General features: G+C 73.0%; 11 protein-coding genes. 3 read left to right on the forward strand and 8 right to left on the reverse strand.

Annotation, left to right across the window (positions count from 1 at the left end; all coding sequences use genetic code 11):
* Nucleotides 1-52: 52 nt before the first annotated feature.
* The 3 genes from U5640_RS08090 to U5640_RS08100 form a co-directional block, all read right to left on the reverse strand.
* Nucleotides 53-1180 carry an aminopeptidase P family protein gene (locus U5640_RS08090; protein WP_340375105.1) on the reverse strand — a complete coding sequence of 376 codons (1128 nt, stop codon included), beginning with the start codon at nt 1178-1180 and terminating at the stop codon, nt 53-55.
* Nucleotides 1181-1561: 381 nt separating this feature from the next.
* Complete coding sequence (locus tag U5640_RS08095) at nt 1562-2158, reverse strand: PDZ domain-containing protein (protein WP_340375106.1); 597 nt, start codon at nt 2156-2158, stop codon at nt 1562-1564.
* 97 nt (nt 2159-2255) lie between these two features.
* Nucleotides 2256-3134: a LysR family transcriptional regulator gene (locus tag U5640_RS08100; RefSeq protein WP_340375107.1), complete on the reverse strand. Its 879-nt coding sequence runs from the start codon at nt 3132-3134 to the stop codon at nt 2256-2258.
* Nucleotides 3135-3230: 96 nt separating this feature from the next.
* Here U5640_RS08100 and U5640_RS08105 point away from each other — a divergent pair, with 96 nt between their 5' ends.
* Nucleotides 3231-3965: a hypothetical protein gene (locus U5640_RS08105; protein ID WP_340375108.1), complete on the forward strand. Its 735-nt coding sequence runs from the start codon at nt 3231-3233 to the stop codon at nt 3963-3965.
* 4 nt (nt 3966-3969) lie between these two features.
* On the opposite strand, the gene cyc2 is transcribed toward U5640_RS08105, so the two are convergent.
* The 4 genes from cyc2 to U5640_RS08125 all read right to left on the reverse strand — a co-directional run bounded on the left by cyc2 (nt 3970) and on the right by U5640_RS08125 (nt 9235).
* Entirely contained in the window at nt 3970-6162 is a 2193-nt protein-coding gene (gene cyc2, locus U5640_RS08110; protein WP_340375109.1) for a germacradienol/geosmin synthase Cyc2, read from the reverse strand.
* Nucleotides 6163-6280: 118 nt separating this feature from the next.
* Nucleotides 6281-7510, reverse strand: coding sequence for a damage-control phosphatase ARMT1 family protein (locus U5640_RS08115; protein ID WP_340375110.1), 1230 nt, complete (start codon nt 7508-7510; stop codon nt 6281-6283).
* Nucleotides 7511-7614: 104 nt separating this feature from the next.
* A complete protein-coding gene (locus U5640_RS08120; protein ID WP_340375111.1) occupies nt 7615-8262 on the reverse strand; it encodes a ScbR family autoregulator-binding transcription factor in 648 nt (215 codons plus the stop codon).
* A gap of 70 nt (nt 8263-8332) precedes the next feature.
* Nucleotides 8333-9235, reverse strand: coding sequence for a ScbA/BarX family gamma-butyrolactone biosynthesis protein (locus U5640_RS08125; RefSeq protein WP_340375112.1), 903 nt, complete (start codon nt 9233-9235; stop codon nt 8333-8335).
* 179 nt (nt 9236-9414) lie between these two features.
* Here U5640_RS08125 and U5640_RS08130 point away from each other — a divergent pair, with 179 nt between their 5' ends.
* Nucleotides 9415-10065: a ScbR family autoregulator-binding transcription factor gene (locus U5640_RS08130; RefSeq protein WP_340375113.1), complete on the forward strand. Its 651-nt coding sequence runs from the start codon at nt 9415-9417 to the stop codon at nt 10063-10065.
* A gap of 93 nt (nt 10066-10158) precedes the next feature.
* On the opposite strand, the gene U5640_RS08135 is transcribed toward U5640_RS08130, so the two are convergent.
* A complete protein-coding gene (locus U5640_RS08135; protein WP_340375114.1) occupies nt 10159-11979 on the reverse strand; it encodes a S8 family serine peptidase in 1821 nt (606 codons plus the stop codon).
* 345 nt (nt 11980-12324) lie between these two features.
* On the opposite strand from U5640_RS08135, the gene U5640_RS08140 reads away from it, so the two are divergent.
* Nucleotides 12325-13281 (forward strand): lytic polysaccharide monooxygenase, encoded by a 957-nt coding sequence (locus U5640_RS08140; RefSeq protein ID WP_340375115.1) that lies wholly within the window; start codon nt 12325-12327, stop codon nt 13279-13281.
* Nucleotides 13282-13292: the final 11 nt, after the last annotated feature.

Here is a 13292-nt window from a genome sequence, read left to right on the forward strand (position 1 = left end):
GTCGCCGTTCGGGTGGGTGCCGGACTCCTGGGGGTGGGTGTGCGGGGCGGGCTCAGTCGACGACGACCAGTTCGCGGGTGGTGTCGTTGAGCCGGCGGCCGCCGTCCTCCGTGACGGTGACGATGTCCTCGATGCGTACCCCGAACCGGCCGGGCAGGTAGACGCCGGGCTCCACGGAGAAGCACATGCCGGGCACGAGGGGCTGTTCCTCACCCTCGATCATGTACGGCGGCTCGTGGGTGGTGACGCCGATGCCGTGGCCGGTGCGGTGGATGAAGTACGCGCCGTACCCGGCGTCGGCGATGACGGCGCGGGCGGCCCGGTCGACCTCCTGGCAGGCGACCCCGGGGCGTACGGCCCGGAAGCCGGCCTCCTGGGCCTCGCGGACGAGGTCGTGGACCCGGCGTTCCTCGTCGGTGGGTTCGCCGACGTGGACGGTGCGGGAGGTGTCGGAGCCGTAGCCGTCCTTCAGGCCGCCGAAGTCGAGGACGACCATGTCGCCGCGTTCGATGACGCGGTCGCCGACCTCGTGGTGCGGGTCGGCGCCGTTGGGGCCGGAGGCGACGATGGTGAAGTCGACCCGGGAGTGCCCGAACCGGCGCAGCAGGCCGGCGAGGTCGGCGCCGACCTCGGCCTCACGGCGCCCGGCGAAGGGCACGGTGCGGATCTCCTCGAACACCTGGTCGGCGGCGGCGCCCGCGGCGGCCATCAGCTCCAGCTCGGCCGGGTCCTTCACGGCCCGCAGCATCGGCAGGACCTCGGTGAGGGCGGCGTAGGAGGTGCCCGGCAGGGCCCGTTGCAGGCCCAGCAGGTGCAGGGCCCAGGTGTTGTCGCTGACGCCGAACCGGCCGCGCGCGTCGAGCAGCCCCGCGGTGACGGCGTAGGGGTCCTTGCCGTCGGTCCAGTCCCGCAGGGTGAGCGCCGGGGCGCCGGCCGCCTTCGCCGCGTCCGGGGCCTCCAGGGTGGGGACGACGAGGACGGGGTCGCGGCCGGGGGCGAGGGCGAGCAGGGTGAGCCGCTCGGTGGCGGCGGGCGGCGCGTAGCCGGTGAGCCAGACGAGGTCGGGTCCGGGGGCCACGAGCAGCCCGGCGAGTCCGGCGGCGGCGGCCTCGCGCGCGGCCCGTTCCATACGGGCCCGGTAGTCGTCGGCGGTGAAGGGCGCGGGCGCGGTGCCGGTCATCCGGGTCTCCCTCGGTGGTGACGGTGACTACGGGCAGCATCCTGCCCGGACAGCGGGAGCCGCGCGAGCCGGTTCGCGCGGCTCGGACGGTGGTGCCGGGTCCGGTCGGCGAAGGGTGCCGGACATGGGCTCATGGTGGCCCCGAGGGGGCGGCTGTGACCAGTGGTGCGACGGACCGCCTGAGGGTTGCCGGCCGATTGCCCGTTAGCACTCATGTTTACGTGACGACAATCCGTTAGCCGCCGCCGGCCGAGGGGGCCGGACGGATCGACGCCCTGCTGGTCACGGGACATCGCGGATCACGGGACGGCGGACGCGCAGGAGCTGCCCCGTCCTGGACGACGAGCACCGGCTCACCAGCCGCTTCCGGACCGTGTGACCTCACACGACCACACCGGGCGTCACCCGCAGCCTCCGGTACGCCCCGTCTGTGTGACGGACGGTCAGCGCCACCCGGCGGCCCGGGTGCGCCTCCTCGACCGCGCGCGCCAGATCGGCCGCCGAGTCGATGCGCGTCCCGTCGAACACCAGCACGACGTCACCGCGCTCCAGCCCGGCGGTCCACCCGGGGCCGGGCGCGTGGACGGCGACGATCCGGGCACCTGCCCGCCCGGCGTCCACGGCCTCCAGGCCCAGCGCGGCGTGGGCGCCCCGCGGGGTCGGCGTGGCGGGTCGGGCGGCGCCGGGAAGCGCGCGGCCGACGAGGCCCCGTACCGTCTCCCGCGGCAGCCCCGCGAGCCCGTCCGTCCCGATCACGGCCTCCCCGGCCGTGCCGAGGCCGACGCCGCAGAGCAGCAGCGCCGCCCCGGCGAGCAGGCCGGGCAGGGCGCCCCTCGGCCGGCCCCCGCGGCGGCCCGGGCGCGGGCGGCGGGCCCGGCCGCCCCGCTCGGCGCCGCCCCCGGGCTCCCCGCCGGGCAGGGGCTTGGGACGCAACGCGGTCTGTTCCGACGCGGTCTGTTCCAACGCGGTCTGTTCCATGGATCGCCTCCGGCTGGTGCCCTACCCGGCGCGCCCGCCGACGACCTGCCACGAACGAGTGAGACTGACTCGCGGGCAGCAGCGGTACGGCCGGTCCCTACGGCACCGGCGCCTTCCGCGCGGACAGCGCCTCCGTCAGCGCCAGCGCCGCGCCCGACGGCGTGCCGGAGTGGACGAGTTCGGTCCGGTGGACGACCCGGGGCTCGGTGAGCGGCACCGCGACCGCGCCGGGCACCGCGGTGGCCGCCGAGCGGGGCAGCAGCGCGAGGCCGTGGCCGGCGGCGGCGAGCGCGGTCAGCAGCCGGACGTCGGTGCCGTCGTAGCGCAGGGCGGCCCGGAAGCCGCGGCCGCCGTGCGCCGCGCGCAGGTGGGACAGCGGCAGGGCCGTGTCGGGGGCGTCCAGCCAACGGGCGTCGGCGAGGTCGCCGAGGCGCAGGCCGGTGCGGCGGGCCAGCGGGTGGGCGGTGGGCAGCAGCACGCACACGGGCTCCTCGGCCACGCCGTACGTGGTCAGCGGCGCCACGTCGGGCAGCCGGAGCGGGTCGCTGGGCGCGGCCAGACCGTCCACGAGGCCGAGGTCGGCGGTGCCGGCGGCGACGGCGGCCGGCACCTCGTCTCGGGCCAGGACGCGCAGGGTCACCCCGGCGGCCGGGAGCGCGGCGAGGGCGGCCGGGACGAGGGCGGTCGGCGAGGTGGCCAGGGTCAGTCCGTGCGCGGGCGCGGCGGCGATCCGTACGACGTCCGCGCGGGCCGCCTCCAGCCGCAGCAGCAGCGGGCCCGCGTGCTCCAGGAGCCGTTCACCGGCCGCCGTGGGGGTGACGGGACGGCGGGTGAGCAGCGCCGCGCCGAGGTCCTGTTCCAGGGCTGCGATGTGCTGGGAGACGGCCGACTGGGTGTAGCCGAGTTCCCGGGCGGCCTCGGAGAAGGAGGCGAGGCGGGCGACGGTGACGTAGGTGCGCAGGAGGTGCGGGTCCATACGGACCAGTGTCCCCCCCTGTCATCAGGACTGCTTATGGAAGGACCGGAAATCATCGTTGGACGTGAACGGGGTGCCGCGCCCACGATGAGGAACATGACGGAAACCACAGCTCGGATCGCCAAAGTCGCCCTGGTCGGCGACCGCTCCCCCCATGTCGTCTCGCACACCCGCGTCCCCCTCCTGCTGGACGCCCTCGCCGCCCGGGACCGGCTGGTCCTGGACGCCTACTGGATCTCGTCCGAGGACGCGGAGGCACCCGACGCGGTGCGCGGCTTCGACGCGGTGTGGGTGCTGCCGGGCAGCCCGTACCGCAGCGAGGCGGGCGTGCTGGCCGCGATCCGCACCGCGCGCGAGACGGGCATCCCCTTCCTCGGCACCTGCGGCGGGTTCCAGCACGCCCTGCTGGAGTTCGCGCGGAACGTGTGCGGACTGGCGCACGTGGCCCACGCCGAGAACGACCCCGACGCGGAGGACTTCCTCATCGCGCCGCTGGCCTGCTCGCTCGTGGGCCACGAGGGGGTCGTCACCATCGAGCCGGGCTCCCTCGCCGAGTCCGTGATCGGCTCGGAGCGCACGGTCGAGCGCTACTTCTGCGCCTACGGCCCCTCCCGCCACCTCGACGCCCTGCGCGCCCACGGGCTGCGCTTCTCGGGCCACGACGAGGACGGGCACGTCCGGATCGCCGAACTCCCGGGCCATCCCTTCTTCCTGGCCTCCCTGTTCCAGCCGGAGCTGTCCGGCGACGGCTCGCGCCCGCACCCGGTCGTGCGGGCGCTGGCGCGAGCCGCGGTCGGGCACGCCGCCCGGGCGGAGCGTCAGCCCGTCTGACCCGTCAGGTGGGCGACGGGGGCCGGGGGACGTGGTCCGGGACGAAGCCGTGGACGCGCCGGGCCAGGAAGTCCGGCTTGTAACGGTCGACCTCGCGGTGCCAGTGCAGGACGCCCGCCATCCAGTTCCGGAGGTCGGCCACATAGCCCTCCAGGGCGGCGCGGGCCTCGGCGGACAGCTCGAAGTCGTCGTACAGGACGGGTAGTTCGTGCGCGGCGATGTGCTGGAACTGCCGCATCCGCTGGGTCATCAGGTCATGGACGACGCCGAGCGCGGCCGGGTAGTCACAGCCGAAGAAGTTCTGCACGACGAGGATCGCGTTGTGCATCTCCCCCTCGTACTCGATCTCCTTCTGGTACGAGAACACGTCGTTGGTGAGGCAGCCGTAGTCGATGGCGGCGTTCTCCAGGGCCTGCACGGGGCCGGTGCGGTAGATCTCCGGCGGGACGGCGGGACCCCGGCCCCTGCGGCACATGCTCAGGGTGAGGTCGGAGCCGAAGGTGGCGCGGCGCATCTCCAGGTAGTCGACCGGGTCGGGGACGCGGTTCTGGAGCTGGTTGGACAGCTCCCACAGCCAGCTCTCGGTCATCTTGTCGACGGCGGCGCGCAGCGGGCGCCGCTCGTCGGGGGTGAGGCCCGCGGTGGTGCGGGCCCACAGGTCGATCAGGCCGCGCTCCATGCCGTTGACGGGCACGACGGGCACCGGCTCGTCCTCGACGGGCATGCAGGCCGAGAGGCGGGCGGTGGTGAGGCGGGCGGCGGCCAGGTCGTGGCGGCGGCCGAAGACCAGGGGGTAGTAGTCGTCGCCGTAGGTGCCCCAGGCGAGCCAGCCGGCGCTGAGGTCGAGGGCCTCGGGCGTGGCGTCCGGATCGAGACCGGCCGAGCACAGCGGGAGGTCGTAGGCGTCGAGCTTGTCCTCGTCCCAGACGCCCTCGGCCAGCATGCCCGTCCCGTGCATCCACTCCTTCAGACGGGGCCGGGCCGCGGCCAGGTGGGGGCTGAGCTCGACCTGGTACGGCATGAGGAAGTCGGGCAGCAGCGACGGCCCGACCTTCTGGAACGGCACGTGCGCGTACGCCCGCAAGCTCCCCCACTGCCCGGAAGACGTGGGAGGTGCCCCCACCGCGGCGGCCGGGGCGAGGAGTGCCACGACGTCGGCGGCGGCGGTGCCCGGGCCCGTCAGCCGCTGCCAGGGGGCCGTGGAGACGGCGCCCTGGTTCATGTAGCGGCTGGAGCGCAGATGCCACTCGTGGCCGCCGGACTGCCAGTCCTGAAGGCCCTTGGTGTACGCGGCGACGGCGGCGACCTCGTCGGGGCGCAGGCCCTTCTCCAGGGCGAGCGCGGGCACTTCGGTGAACGCGGTGTGCTCGAACTGGTGGAGGCGGGAGGTCAGGATGTCGTTGACGGTGTCGGCGGCCTCCTGGGTGGTGCAGCCGAAGAAGGTCTCCAGGACCAGCACGCCGTTGCTGTTCTCCCCCTCATCCTCGACCTCGCGCTGGTAGGAGAACAGGTCGTTGCGCAGGTGCACGGCGTCGGAGAACGTCTCCATCAGCACCCGCAGCGGCCGCGTTCCGGCGACGGAGGCGGGCACCTCGGCGGTGGCGTACTCCACGAGACCCGCCGACCAGGGGGCGCCGCCCACCTTGCGGCGCATCTCGATGTACTCGACGGGGTTGGCGATCCGCCCCCCGTCGATGTTGGACAGCTCCCACATCGACTCGTTGAGGAGGTGTTCCGTGGCCACGGCGAAACGGCGCCGCCAGTCCTGCGACATGGCGGGCACGGTGCGCGCCCACAGGTCCTTCAGACCCGCCTCGACCGGGTTGCGCGGCTCGGGCACGTCCGCCGCCGGGTCCAGCGGCATGAACAGCGGGAGCCGGTCCAGATGGGCCTTGCCGGCGGCGCGGTCGGGGGTGCGCTTGAACATGTCGAGGAAGTGGTCGTCGAAGAAGAACACCCACACGTACCAGTCCGTGATCAACGACAGCGCCGGGCCGTCGCAGTCGGGGTGGGTGTAGGCGCAGAGCAGGCCGTAGTCGTGCGCCTCCAGGTCGGCCTGCTCCCAGATCCCGGACCCCTCCAGCATGCCCATGTCGCGCGCCCAGCGGGTCGAGTGGGCACGCGCCTCCTCGACGTGCGGGTTCAGCCGCGCGGGGTGCGGCAGGTAGAAGTGCGGGAGTTCGAACGGCTGCTTCATGGCCGGGGCCCTACCCGGGGCCCCCGACACCCATCCGTGCGGCCGCACATGATCACACCATCGCGTGAACGGGGCGGCCGGGCTTGCGAATCGGCACGGTCCGCCCCGCTCCCCCGGGTCAGCCCCTGACCTGGATCAGCGCATGGGTGCCCGCGGTGCGCCAGTTCCCGCCCTCCGCCGCGTCCAGAGCGGACTCCGTCGCCCCGGTCAGCCCGGTGATCACTTCGGACTTGAGGGTACGCAGGGCGGCGACCGGGCCGGGGAAGTACCCGACGGTGTCGGCGAACGGGGTGGTGGGGGGCCAGCGGCGGTCGCCCACCAGGCGGCGGTAGTTGAGGTCGCCCTTGACGATCGTCAGGTCGGCCGCGGCGAACTCCGCGCGCAGGTCGGGCGGCAGGTCGGCGTACGGCAGCGGCGCCGCGGCGAAGGGGTGGGCGCGGACGGCGAGGGTGCCGTCCGCCGTCGCGGCCCACAGCCGGCGGCCGTAGGCGGCGGCCTCGCCCGGGGCGGTCGTGAGCGTGCGGAGCGCGTCGACGACATCGGCGGGCGTGGCGTCGGAGACGTAGTACGGGTACGGCTTGACGTGCAGCACGACCCGGCCGGCCCGGCCCTGTTCGAGGAGGTGGGCGGCGAGGAGCAGATCGGGGACCAGTTCGCGGCCCGCGTTGTCGGCGATCAGACAGACCGTGCCGGGGGTCCTCCGACCGGCCGGGAGCAGCGCCCACAGGGCCTCGCCGTCGTCGGCGACGAGTCCCGGTGCGGCGTCCCGTGTCTCGGCGTCGGCGTCGGAGAGGCGGAAGCCCAGGTCGGCGCGGTTGCCCCAGAGGGAGCCGTGGAGCAGGGCGCGGGCGCGTTCGGCGGCCGGGCGGGGCCGCAGGGCGTCGAGCGCGGCCAGTTCCTCAGCCGTCTCCGGTGCGTCGAGTTCGGCGCGCTTGAAGGGCTGGAACGGGTCGATGCCCCGCCAGACGCCGCTGCCGAAGTAGCCGACCGCGTCGAGGAGTCGGCGGTAGAAGTAGCTCTCCGACCACAGCCACGGCACCTCGAACCAGGACCGGCCCGCGTACGCGTCGAGGCCCCACTCCCGCCAGCGGCCTGCGTCGTGCGCGTCGGCGGGGAGCGGCTCGACGACGCCCTTGAGACAGCTCTCCAGCAGGGCGTCCAGGGCCCGGTGCACGGCGGGGTCGTAGGGAAAGGCGTCCCGCACCTGCCGGATGATCGCCGGGTGCCGCTCGGCGAGGACGGCGTGGGGGAAGGAGCCGGGCTCGTCACCGAGGATCACGGGCGGTGGGACCGGGGTGCCGGAGGGTGGGGTGGGGGTGCCGGCGGGCGGGGTGGGGGTGTCGGGCATACAAGTCACCGTAGCGGCCGGGCCGGCGCACCCGGCCGTCGTCCCACCCGGCGCGGTGAGTCACCGCCGGACCGCTCTTCCCCCGCCCCCTCAGCCCTCAGCCCTCAGCCCGCCATGATCTCCCGCTCCAGTCGCGCCGCGAGGCTGAGGTAGCGCGGGCGGCGGGGCACCGGCACCAGGCCGCGGATGAGGACGTACCACATCTCGGCCATCCGGCGGGGCAGCCGGGCCGCCGGTTCGCGGGAGCGGCCCACCACCCGGGTGCCCACGAAGAAGCAGACCAGGGAGTGGGCCACGGCGTCGATGTCGACGTCCGGATGGATGTCGGACTCCTTCACCGCGCCCATGAGCCGACGGCTCATCAGCTCCAGCCACTCCGCGAACGGATGCCGCAGGGGCGGCTTGACCGGCACTCCCCCGGTGGCGAGCCGGAGCCCCGCGCGGGCGATCGGGCCCTCGACCGAAAGCCGCGCGAGGCCGAACGTGAGGCGCATCAGCGCTTCGAGTGCCGGATAGCCCCGGTCGTCGATCTCGCCGGCCACCCGGCGAGAGGCCTGGGACTGCAACTCCATGATGGCGTGGGCGAGATCCTCCTTGGCCGCGAAATGGAAGTAGAGCGCTCCCTTGGTGACACGGGCGTGCTCGACGATCTCACTGAGGCTCGTCGATTCGTAGCCGTGCCGGTCGAACAGATCGGCAGCGGCCGTGATGATCGTCGCGCGGGTCTGTTCGGCGCGTAACTGCCTCGCCATCGACTGGACTCTCCTGGGCCGGTAAAGAACGGGTCATGCCGTTTGTTTCTTACCCCCCGTACACAATAGCTCACCGTACGGCGGTACCCACCAGGCACGTGAAGATCGTCGACTCCCCTTGCGTTCCGAGGACTTGGACATCGGTTCCACGGCCTCCCTTTGCCTCGATCCACACGGGTTCGTCCAGTTCGGCGTAGCGATGAAACGACGCGTGATAGAGAATGGGTGACTGTCCGTCGATTCCCAGCAACCGGGAGGCCTGACGGGCGGCCTCCAGAAGGAGCATGCCGGGTACGTGGTCGAGCGGATGGTCGAAGAAAACGGGGTGTGCGGTATCTACTCTCAACTGCCAGCGATCGGGCCCGTCGGCCGGAGCGAGGACCACGTCGGCGGGCAGCGCGCGGTCCACGGCGGCCGGGTCGAGACCGGTCGGCAGCGGGGCGGCGGTCACCGACTCGGGGGTGCGTCCGCCGCGCAGCCGGCGGTACACGGACCCTCCGACGACGGTGAAGGTGACGTCCGCCGCGGCGACCGGCTCCCCCTCGCGCAGCACCCGCGCGGTGTACCGGGCGCCGGCCAGCCGCCGCCCGCGGTACTGGACGTCAGCGAAGAGCAGCTCCAGCTCCGGTTCGGCCGGCAGCAGGTCCACCGACAACTTCTCGGTCGCCGCGTCGACATGGAACTCCTGCATGACGAACTGGTGATCCAGGGAAACGCCGTACTCGGTGTGCGTGACGAGGGTGCCGGCCTGCCGGACCGTTTCGACGACGAGCAGGGGGTCATAAGCGGACCAGTCGGGCGACACGTGTAACCCATGGGACCGCGGCCACTGGGCGGAGACCGTGAACCGGTCGTCGCCGGTGCGCCGCCAGCCGGTGAGCAGGGTCTCGGACAGGGCCGCGCGGTGCACGAGCTGGCGCGGCACAGTGGTGGTCAGGGACGGAGCGTCGGCAAGCCGCCGCGGTCGAGTCATGTCTCTCCCTACGGTCCCCCGAAGGCCATGGCAGACGGCGAACCGTCCGCTCCGGTAAGCGCTAGAGTACGAGGCGACCGGTTTGTTTTCAATGAGATCAGTCGACGGCATCCTATGATCGGGACGGACCGCGGGCGATCGCGCGTTCTTGCCCAACTCGCTGCCGTGAAGGGGCTCTTATGGCGAAACAGGAGCGCGCCATCCGGACGCGCAGGGCGATCGTGGAGGCGGCCGGAGCGGTCTTCGACGAGCACGGCTACATGTCCACCACCATCTCCATGGTCCTGGAGCGCGCCGAAGTCACCAAGGGTGCCCTGTACTTCCACTTCCCGTCGAAGGAGTCACTCGCCCACGCGGTCCTGAACGAGCAGGTGCCGTTCGGCGCGGTGCCGCAGCAGGCCTGCAAGCTCCAGGAGATCGTCGACATGACCTTCGTGGTGGGTCAACGACTGCTGACCAACGCGCTGTTGCGGGGCAGTGTGCGGCTGGCGGTGGACATGGAGACGCCGTCCGGGATCGATCACGGCGAGCCGTTCCGGCAGTGGGCCGAGCGATTGACCGACCTGTTCGAACTGGCTCGTGAGCGCGGTGAGTTGCTGCCGACGGTGAAGCCCCGGGAGACCGTGGAGCTGCTGGTGGGCTCCTTCACCGGCATCCAGCTGATGTCGCGGGCGCTGACCGGCCGCGCGGACCTCGCCGACCGGCTGTCGGTGATGTGGGCGCACATCCTGCCGAGCATCGCCGTCTCGGGGGTGCTGCCGCGCCTGGACACCCGGGCCGACCGCGGGGAGCGGGTGCTGGCCTCACTGGAGGAGCGGGCGGCCTCCTGACGGCGGGTACAACAGTGCGGCGGGCCGGCCGGTGTCCATGGACACCGGCCGGCCCGCCCGTCTCAGGTCACGCGGGTCCGCCCCGCGGTCGGCTCAGAAGGTCAGCTTCCAGCCGTTGAGGGTGCCCGTGTCCTGCGCGGCCACGTCCTGGACCTTCAGCTTCCAGGTGCCGTTCGCCGCCTCGCTGGAGGCGTCGACCGTGTAGGTGGTGTTCACGTTGTCGGCGGAGTCCGAGGAGCTGGAGGCCTTCAGACGGTACGTCGAACCGTCCGGGGCCACCAGGTCGACGACGAGGTCGCCGCGGAAGGTGTGGGTGATGTCGACGCCGACCTTCAGGGTCGAGGGCGCGTTGCCGCTCAGTCCGCTGACCGCGATGGAGGAGGTGATCGCCGCGCCGTTGTCCGGGATGGCGACCGCGGTGCTGCTGGAGAACGTGGTGCCGCCGGTCGAGCCGCCGCCGGTGCCGCTCACCGCGGCCACCGTCTTCGCCGCGTCGGCCAGACCCGCGCCGCAGCCGCCGGAGCAGGCGCCGGGCAGCGCACGGGCGTTGTTCTTGATCGCGGTCTCGATCTGCGCCGGGGTCAGCGCGGGGTTCGCCGACTTCACCAGCGCGACCAGGCCCGCGATGTGCGGGGTGGCCATGCTGGTGCCCTGGTAGTAGGCGTACGACTCGGTCGACGGCGTCTTGCTGCCGGAGTTCAGCGTGGACAGGATGCCGTTGGCGGTGCCCGTGCTGGTCTGGCCGCCGGGGGCGGAGATGTCCACCAGGGAGCCGTAGTTGGAGTAGGACGCCTTCGCGCCGGACCGGTTGGTGGCGGCGACCGAGATGACGTTGGCGCAGTTGCCCGGCGAGTGGTTCGCGACGTTGTCGTTGTCGTTGCCGGCCGCCACGACGACGGTGGTGCCGCGGTTCACGGCCGCGGTGATCGCGCTCTGGGTGGCGGAGGTGCAGGCGCCGTCGCCGCCCAGGCTCATGTTGATGACCTTGGCGACGTTGGTGTTGGCGGGCACGCCGGAGACGGTGCCGCCGGACGCCCAGGTGATGGCGTCGATGATGTCGAAGTCGTAGCCGCCGCACTTGCCGAGGACGCGGACCGGGGAGATCTTCGCGCCGTAGGCGATGCCCGCGACACCCTTGTTGTTGTTCGTGACGGCGGCGATGGTGCCGGCCACATGGGTGCCGTGCCATGAGGAGGTGGAGGCCGGGATGCCCGAGCCGCAGTCGTTCGCGTTGTACCAGTCCCCCGGGTCGGCCGGGTTGCTGTCGCGGCCGTCGCCGTCCACCGAGACTGCGGTGTCGGCGATGAAGTCGTAGCCGCCGACGATGTTCGCGGCGAGGTCGCTGTGCGCGACGTAACCGGTGTCGATGACGGCGACGGTGACCCCGCTGCCGGTCGAAGTGGCCCAGGCACCGGGGACGTTCATACCGGCGGTGGTCTCGTAGAGGTCCCACTGCTTGGCGTACTCGGTGTCGTTCGGGTCGGCCTTGGGCGTGTTGAGACGGTCCGGGACGACATAGGCGACCTGCGGGTCCGCCTGGTACCGCGCGACGACGTCGGCGACGTCCGCCCGGGTGACGTCCTCGCCCAGGTCGACCAGGGCCGCGCCGGTGCCCAGCCGGCGCCGGAAGTCGACGTCCTCGCCGGCCTGCGCGCCCTTGGCGGCTGCGTCGGCCTCGGCGGCCGCGTTCGACGTGGCCTCGCTGGCACCGGACTTGTAGCCGACGATGAGACGCTCGGCGGTCGTGCCGGGGGCGGCCTCGGTCTGCGCGACGGGTACGGCGGAGGCCGCGGCGGCCGTGGAGGAGGAGTCCTGGGCCGCGACCGCGGAGGCGGTGGAGGCGGCGGTGAGCAGGGCCGCGGAGAGGGCGGCGGCGGATATCAGCTTCCGCCGCAGAGCGGGTGAGGTGCGCAAGGGCGTGCCTTTCGTGGCCGGCTCCGGGCGGGGCAGCGCGGAGCAACGGTCGATCGCTTCGGCGTCGAAGCGGAGGGGGGTGGAACGCGATGGCCGGCCAGGCGCGGGAAGCTGCTTCCGCCAGGGGTTACCTGTGGTTCAGCTGTGCAGGAACGATAGGCAAAGGAATGGTCATCCGGATACGGGGGAAACCCTCGATCCGGCCGGAAACCCACCCTTGACGACGGGGTCCCAATGGCGAATGCCCCGATTCGCACGGGTCGCAGGGGCGCGGGCTGAACGCACGGGACCGGCCGGCCGTACTGGGAACAGACCGTTCCCGCGCCGGCCGAGGAGACGTCCCCGATGCCCCGGATGACCGCACACCGCAGCGCCGCCCTGACGGCGGCCGCCCTGAGTCCCCTGCTGCTGACCCTGTGGGCCGCCGGCCCGGCCCTGGCCCACGGCGCGCCCACCCAGCCGTCCAGCCGGGTCTACGGCTGCTCCCCGGAGGGCACGCAGACGTCCAGCGCGGCCTGCAAGGCGGCGATCGCCGCCAACGGGACGTCGTTCGCCGCGTGGGACAACCTCCGGGTGGCGAACGTCAACGGCCGTGACCGGCAGACGATTCCGGACGGCAGGCTGTGCAGCGGCGGGCTCTCCGCCTACAAGGGGCTGGACCTCGCGCGCGCCGACTGGCCGACGACCCGGCTGACGCCGGGCGGGACGCTGCGGATGACGTACGCCTCGACGATCCCGCACACCGGGACCTTCCGGCTCTATCTGACGAAGCAGGGGTACGACCCCACGAAACCGCTCACCTGGGACGACCTTCCGGAGCGCCCGTTCGCCGAGATCAAGGACCCGACGCTGAGCCAGGGGGCCTACCGGTTCAGCGCGAAGCTACCCGCCGACCGGACGGGGCGTCAGGTGCTGTACACGATCTGGCAGAACAGCAGCACGCCCGACACGTACTACTCGTGCTCCGACGTGGTGTTCTCGGCGGCGTCCGACACCTCGGACGGCTCCGATTCGGCCGCCGGGGACGGGAAGCAGCGGGAGACGAAGGCGTCGGCGACAGCTTCGCCGACCGCACCGGCCGGCTCCCCGTCCGCCTCGGCGTCCACGGCGGCCGCCTCCTCCTCCGGCCCGGCCGCCGCCGCGCCCGCACCAGCGGGCGCGGACGCACCCGTGAGCACCCCGGTGGCGTCCGCCACCGGGGCAGGTTCGGGTCCGTCCGCGCCGCTGCTGGCGGGCGGCGCCACCGCCGTGCTGGTGCTCACCGGTGGCGTCGCCCTGGCGCTGCGTCTGCGCAGGCGCTGAAGTCCTCTGTT

This window comes from Streptomyces sp. SS7 (genome assembly GCF_037993025.1).
GTDB lineage: Bacteria > Actinomycetota > Actinomycetes > Streptomycetales > Streptomycetaceae > Streptomyces.

Bases quoted from the DNA above. Each gene is read 5' to 3' on its own strand.
- U5640_RS08120 (WP_340375111.1), bottom strand. From the start codon at position 8,262: ATGGCGAGGCAGTTACGCGCCGAACAGACCCGCGCGACGATCATCACG.
- U5640_RS08105 (WP_340375108.1), top strand. From the start codon at position 3,231: ATGACGGAAACCACAGCTCGGATCGCCAAAGTCGCCCTGGTCGGCGAC.
- U5640_RS08130 (WP_340375113.1), top strand. From the start codon at position 9,415: ATGGCGAAACAGGAGCGCGCCATCCGGACGCGCAGGGCGATCGTGGAG.
- U5640_RS08095 (WP_340375106.1), bottom strand. From the start codon at position 2,158: ATGGAACAGACCGCGTTGGAACAGACCGCGTCGGAACAGACCGCGTTG.
- U5640_RS08140 (WP_340375115.1), top strand. From the start codon at position 12,325: ATGCCCCGGATGACCGCACACCGCAGCGCCGCCCTGACGGCGGCCGCC.
- U5640_RS08090 (WP_340375105.1), bottom strand. From the start codon at position 1,180: ATGACCGGCACCGCGCCCGCGCCCTTCACCGCCGACGACTACCGGGCC.
- U5640_RS08125 (WP_340375112.1), bottom strand. From the start codon at position 9,235: ATGACTCGACCGCGGCGGCTTGCCGACGCTCCGTCCCTGACCACCACT.
- U5640_RS08115 (WP_340375110.1), bottom strand. From the start codon at position 7,510: ATGCCCGACACCCCCACCCCGCCCGCCGGCACCCCCACCCCACCCTCC.
- U5640_RS08100 (WP_340375107.1), bottom strand. From the start codon at position 3,134: ATGGACCCGCACCTCCTGCGCACCTACGTCACCGTCGCCCGCCTCGCC.
- cyc2 (WP_340375109.1), bottom strand. From the start codon at position 6,162: ATGAAGCAGCCGTTCGAACTCCCGCACTTCTACCTGCCGCACCCCGCG.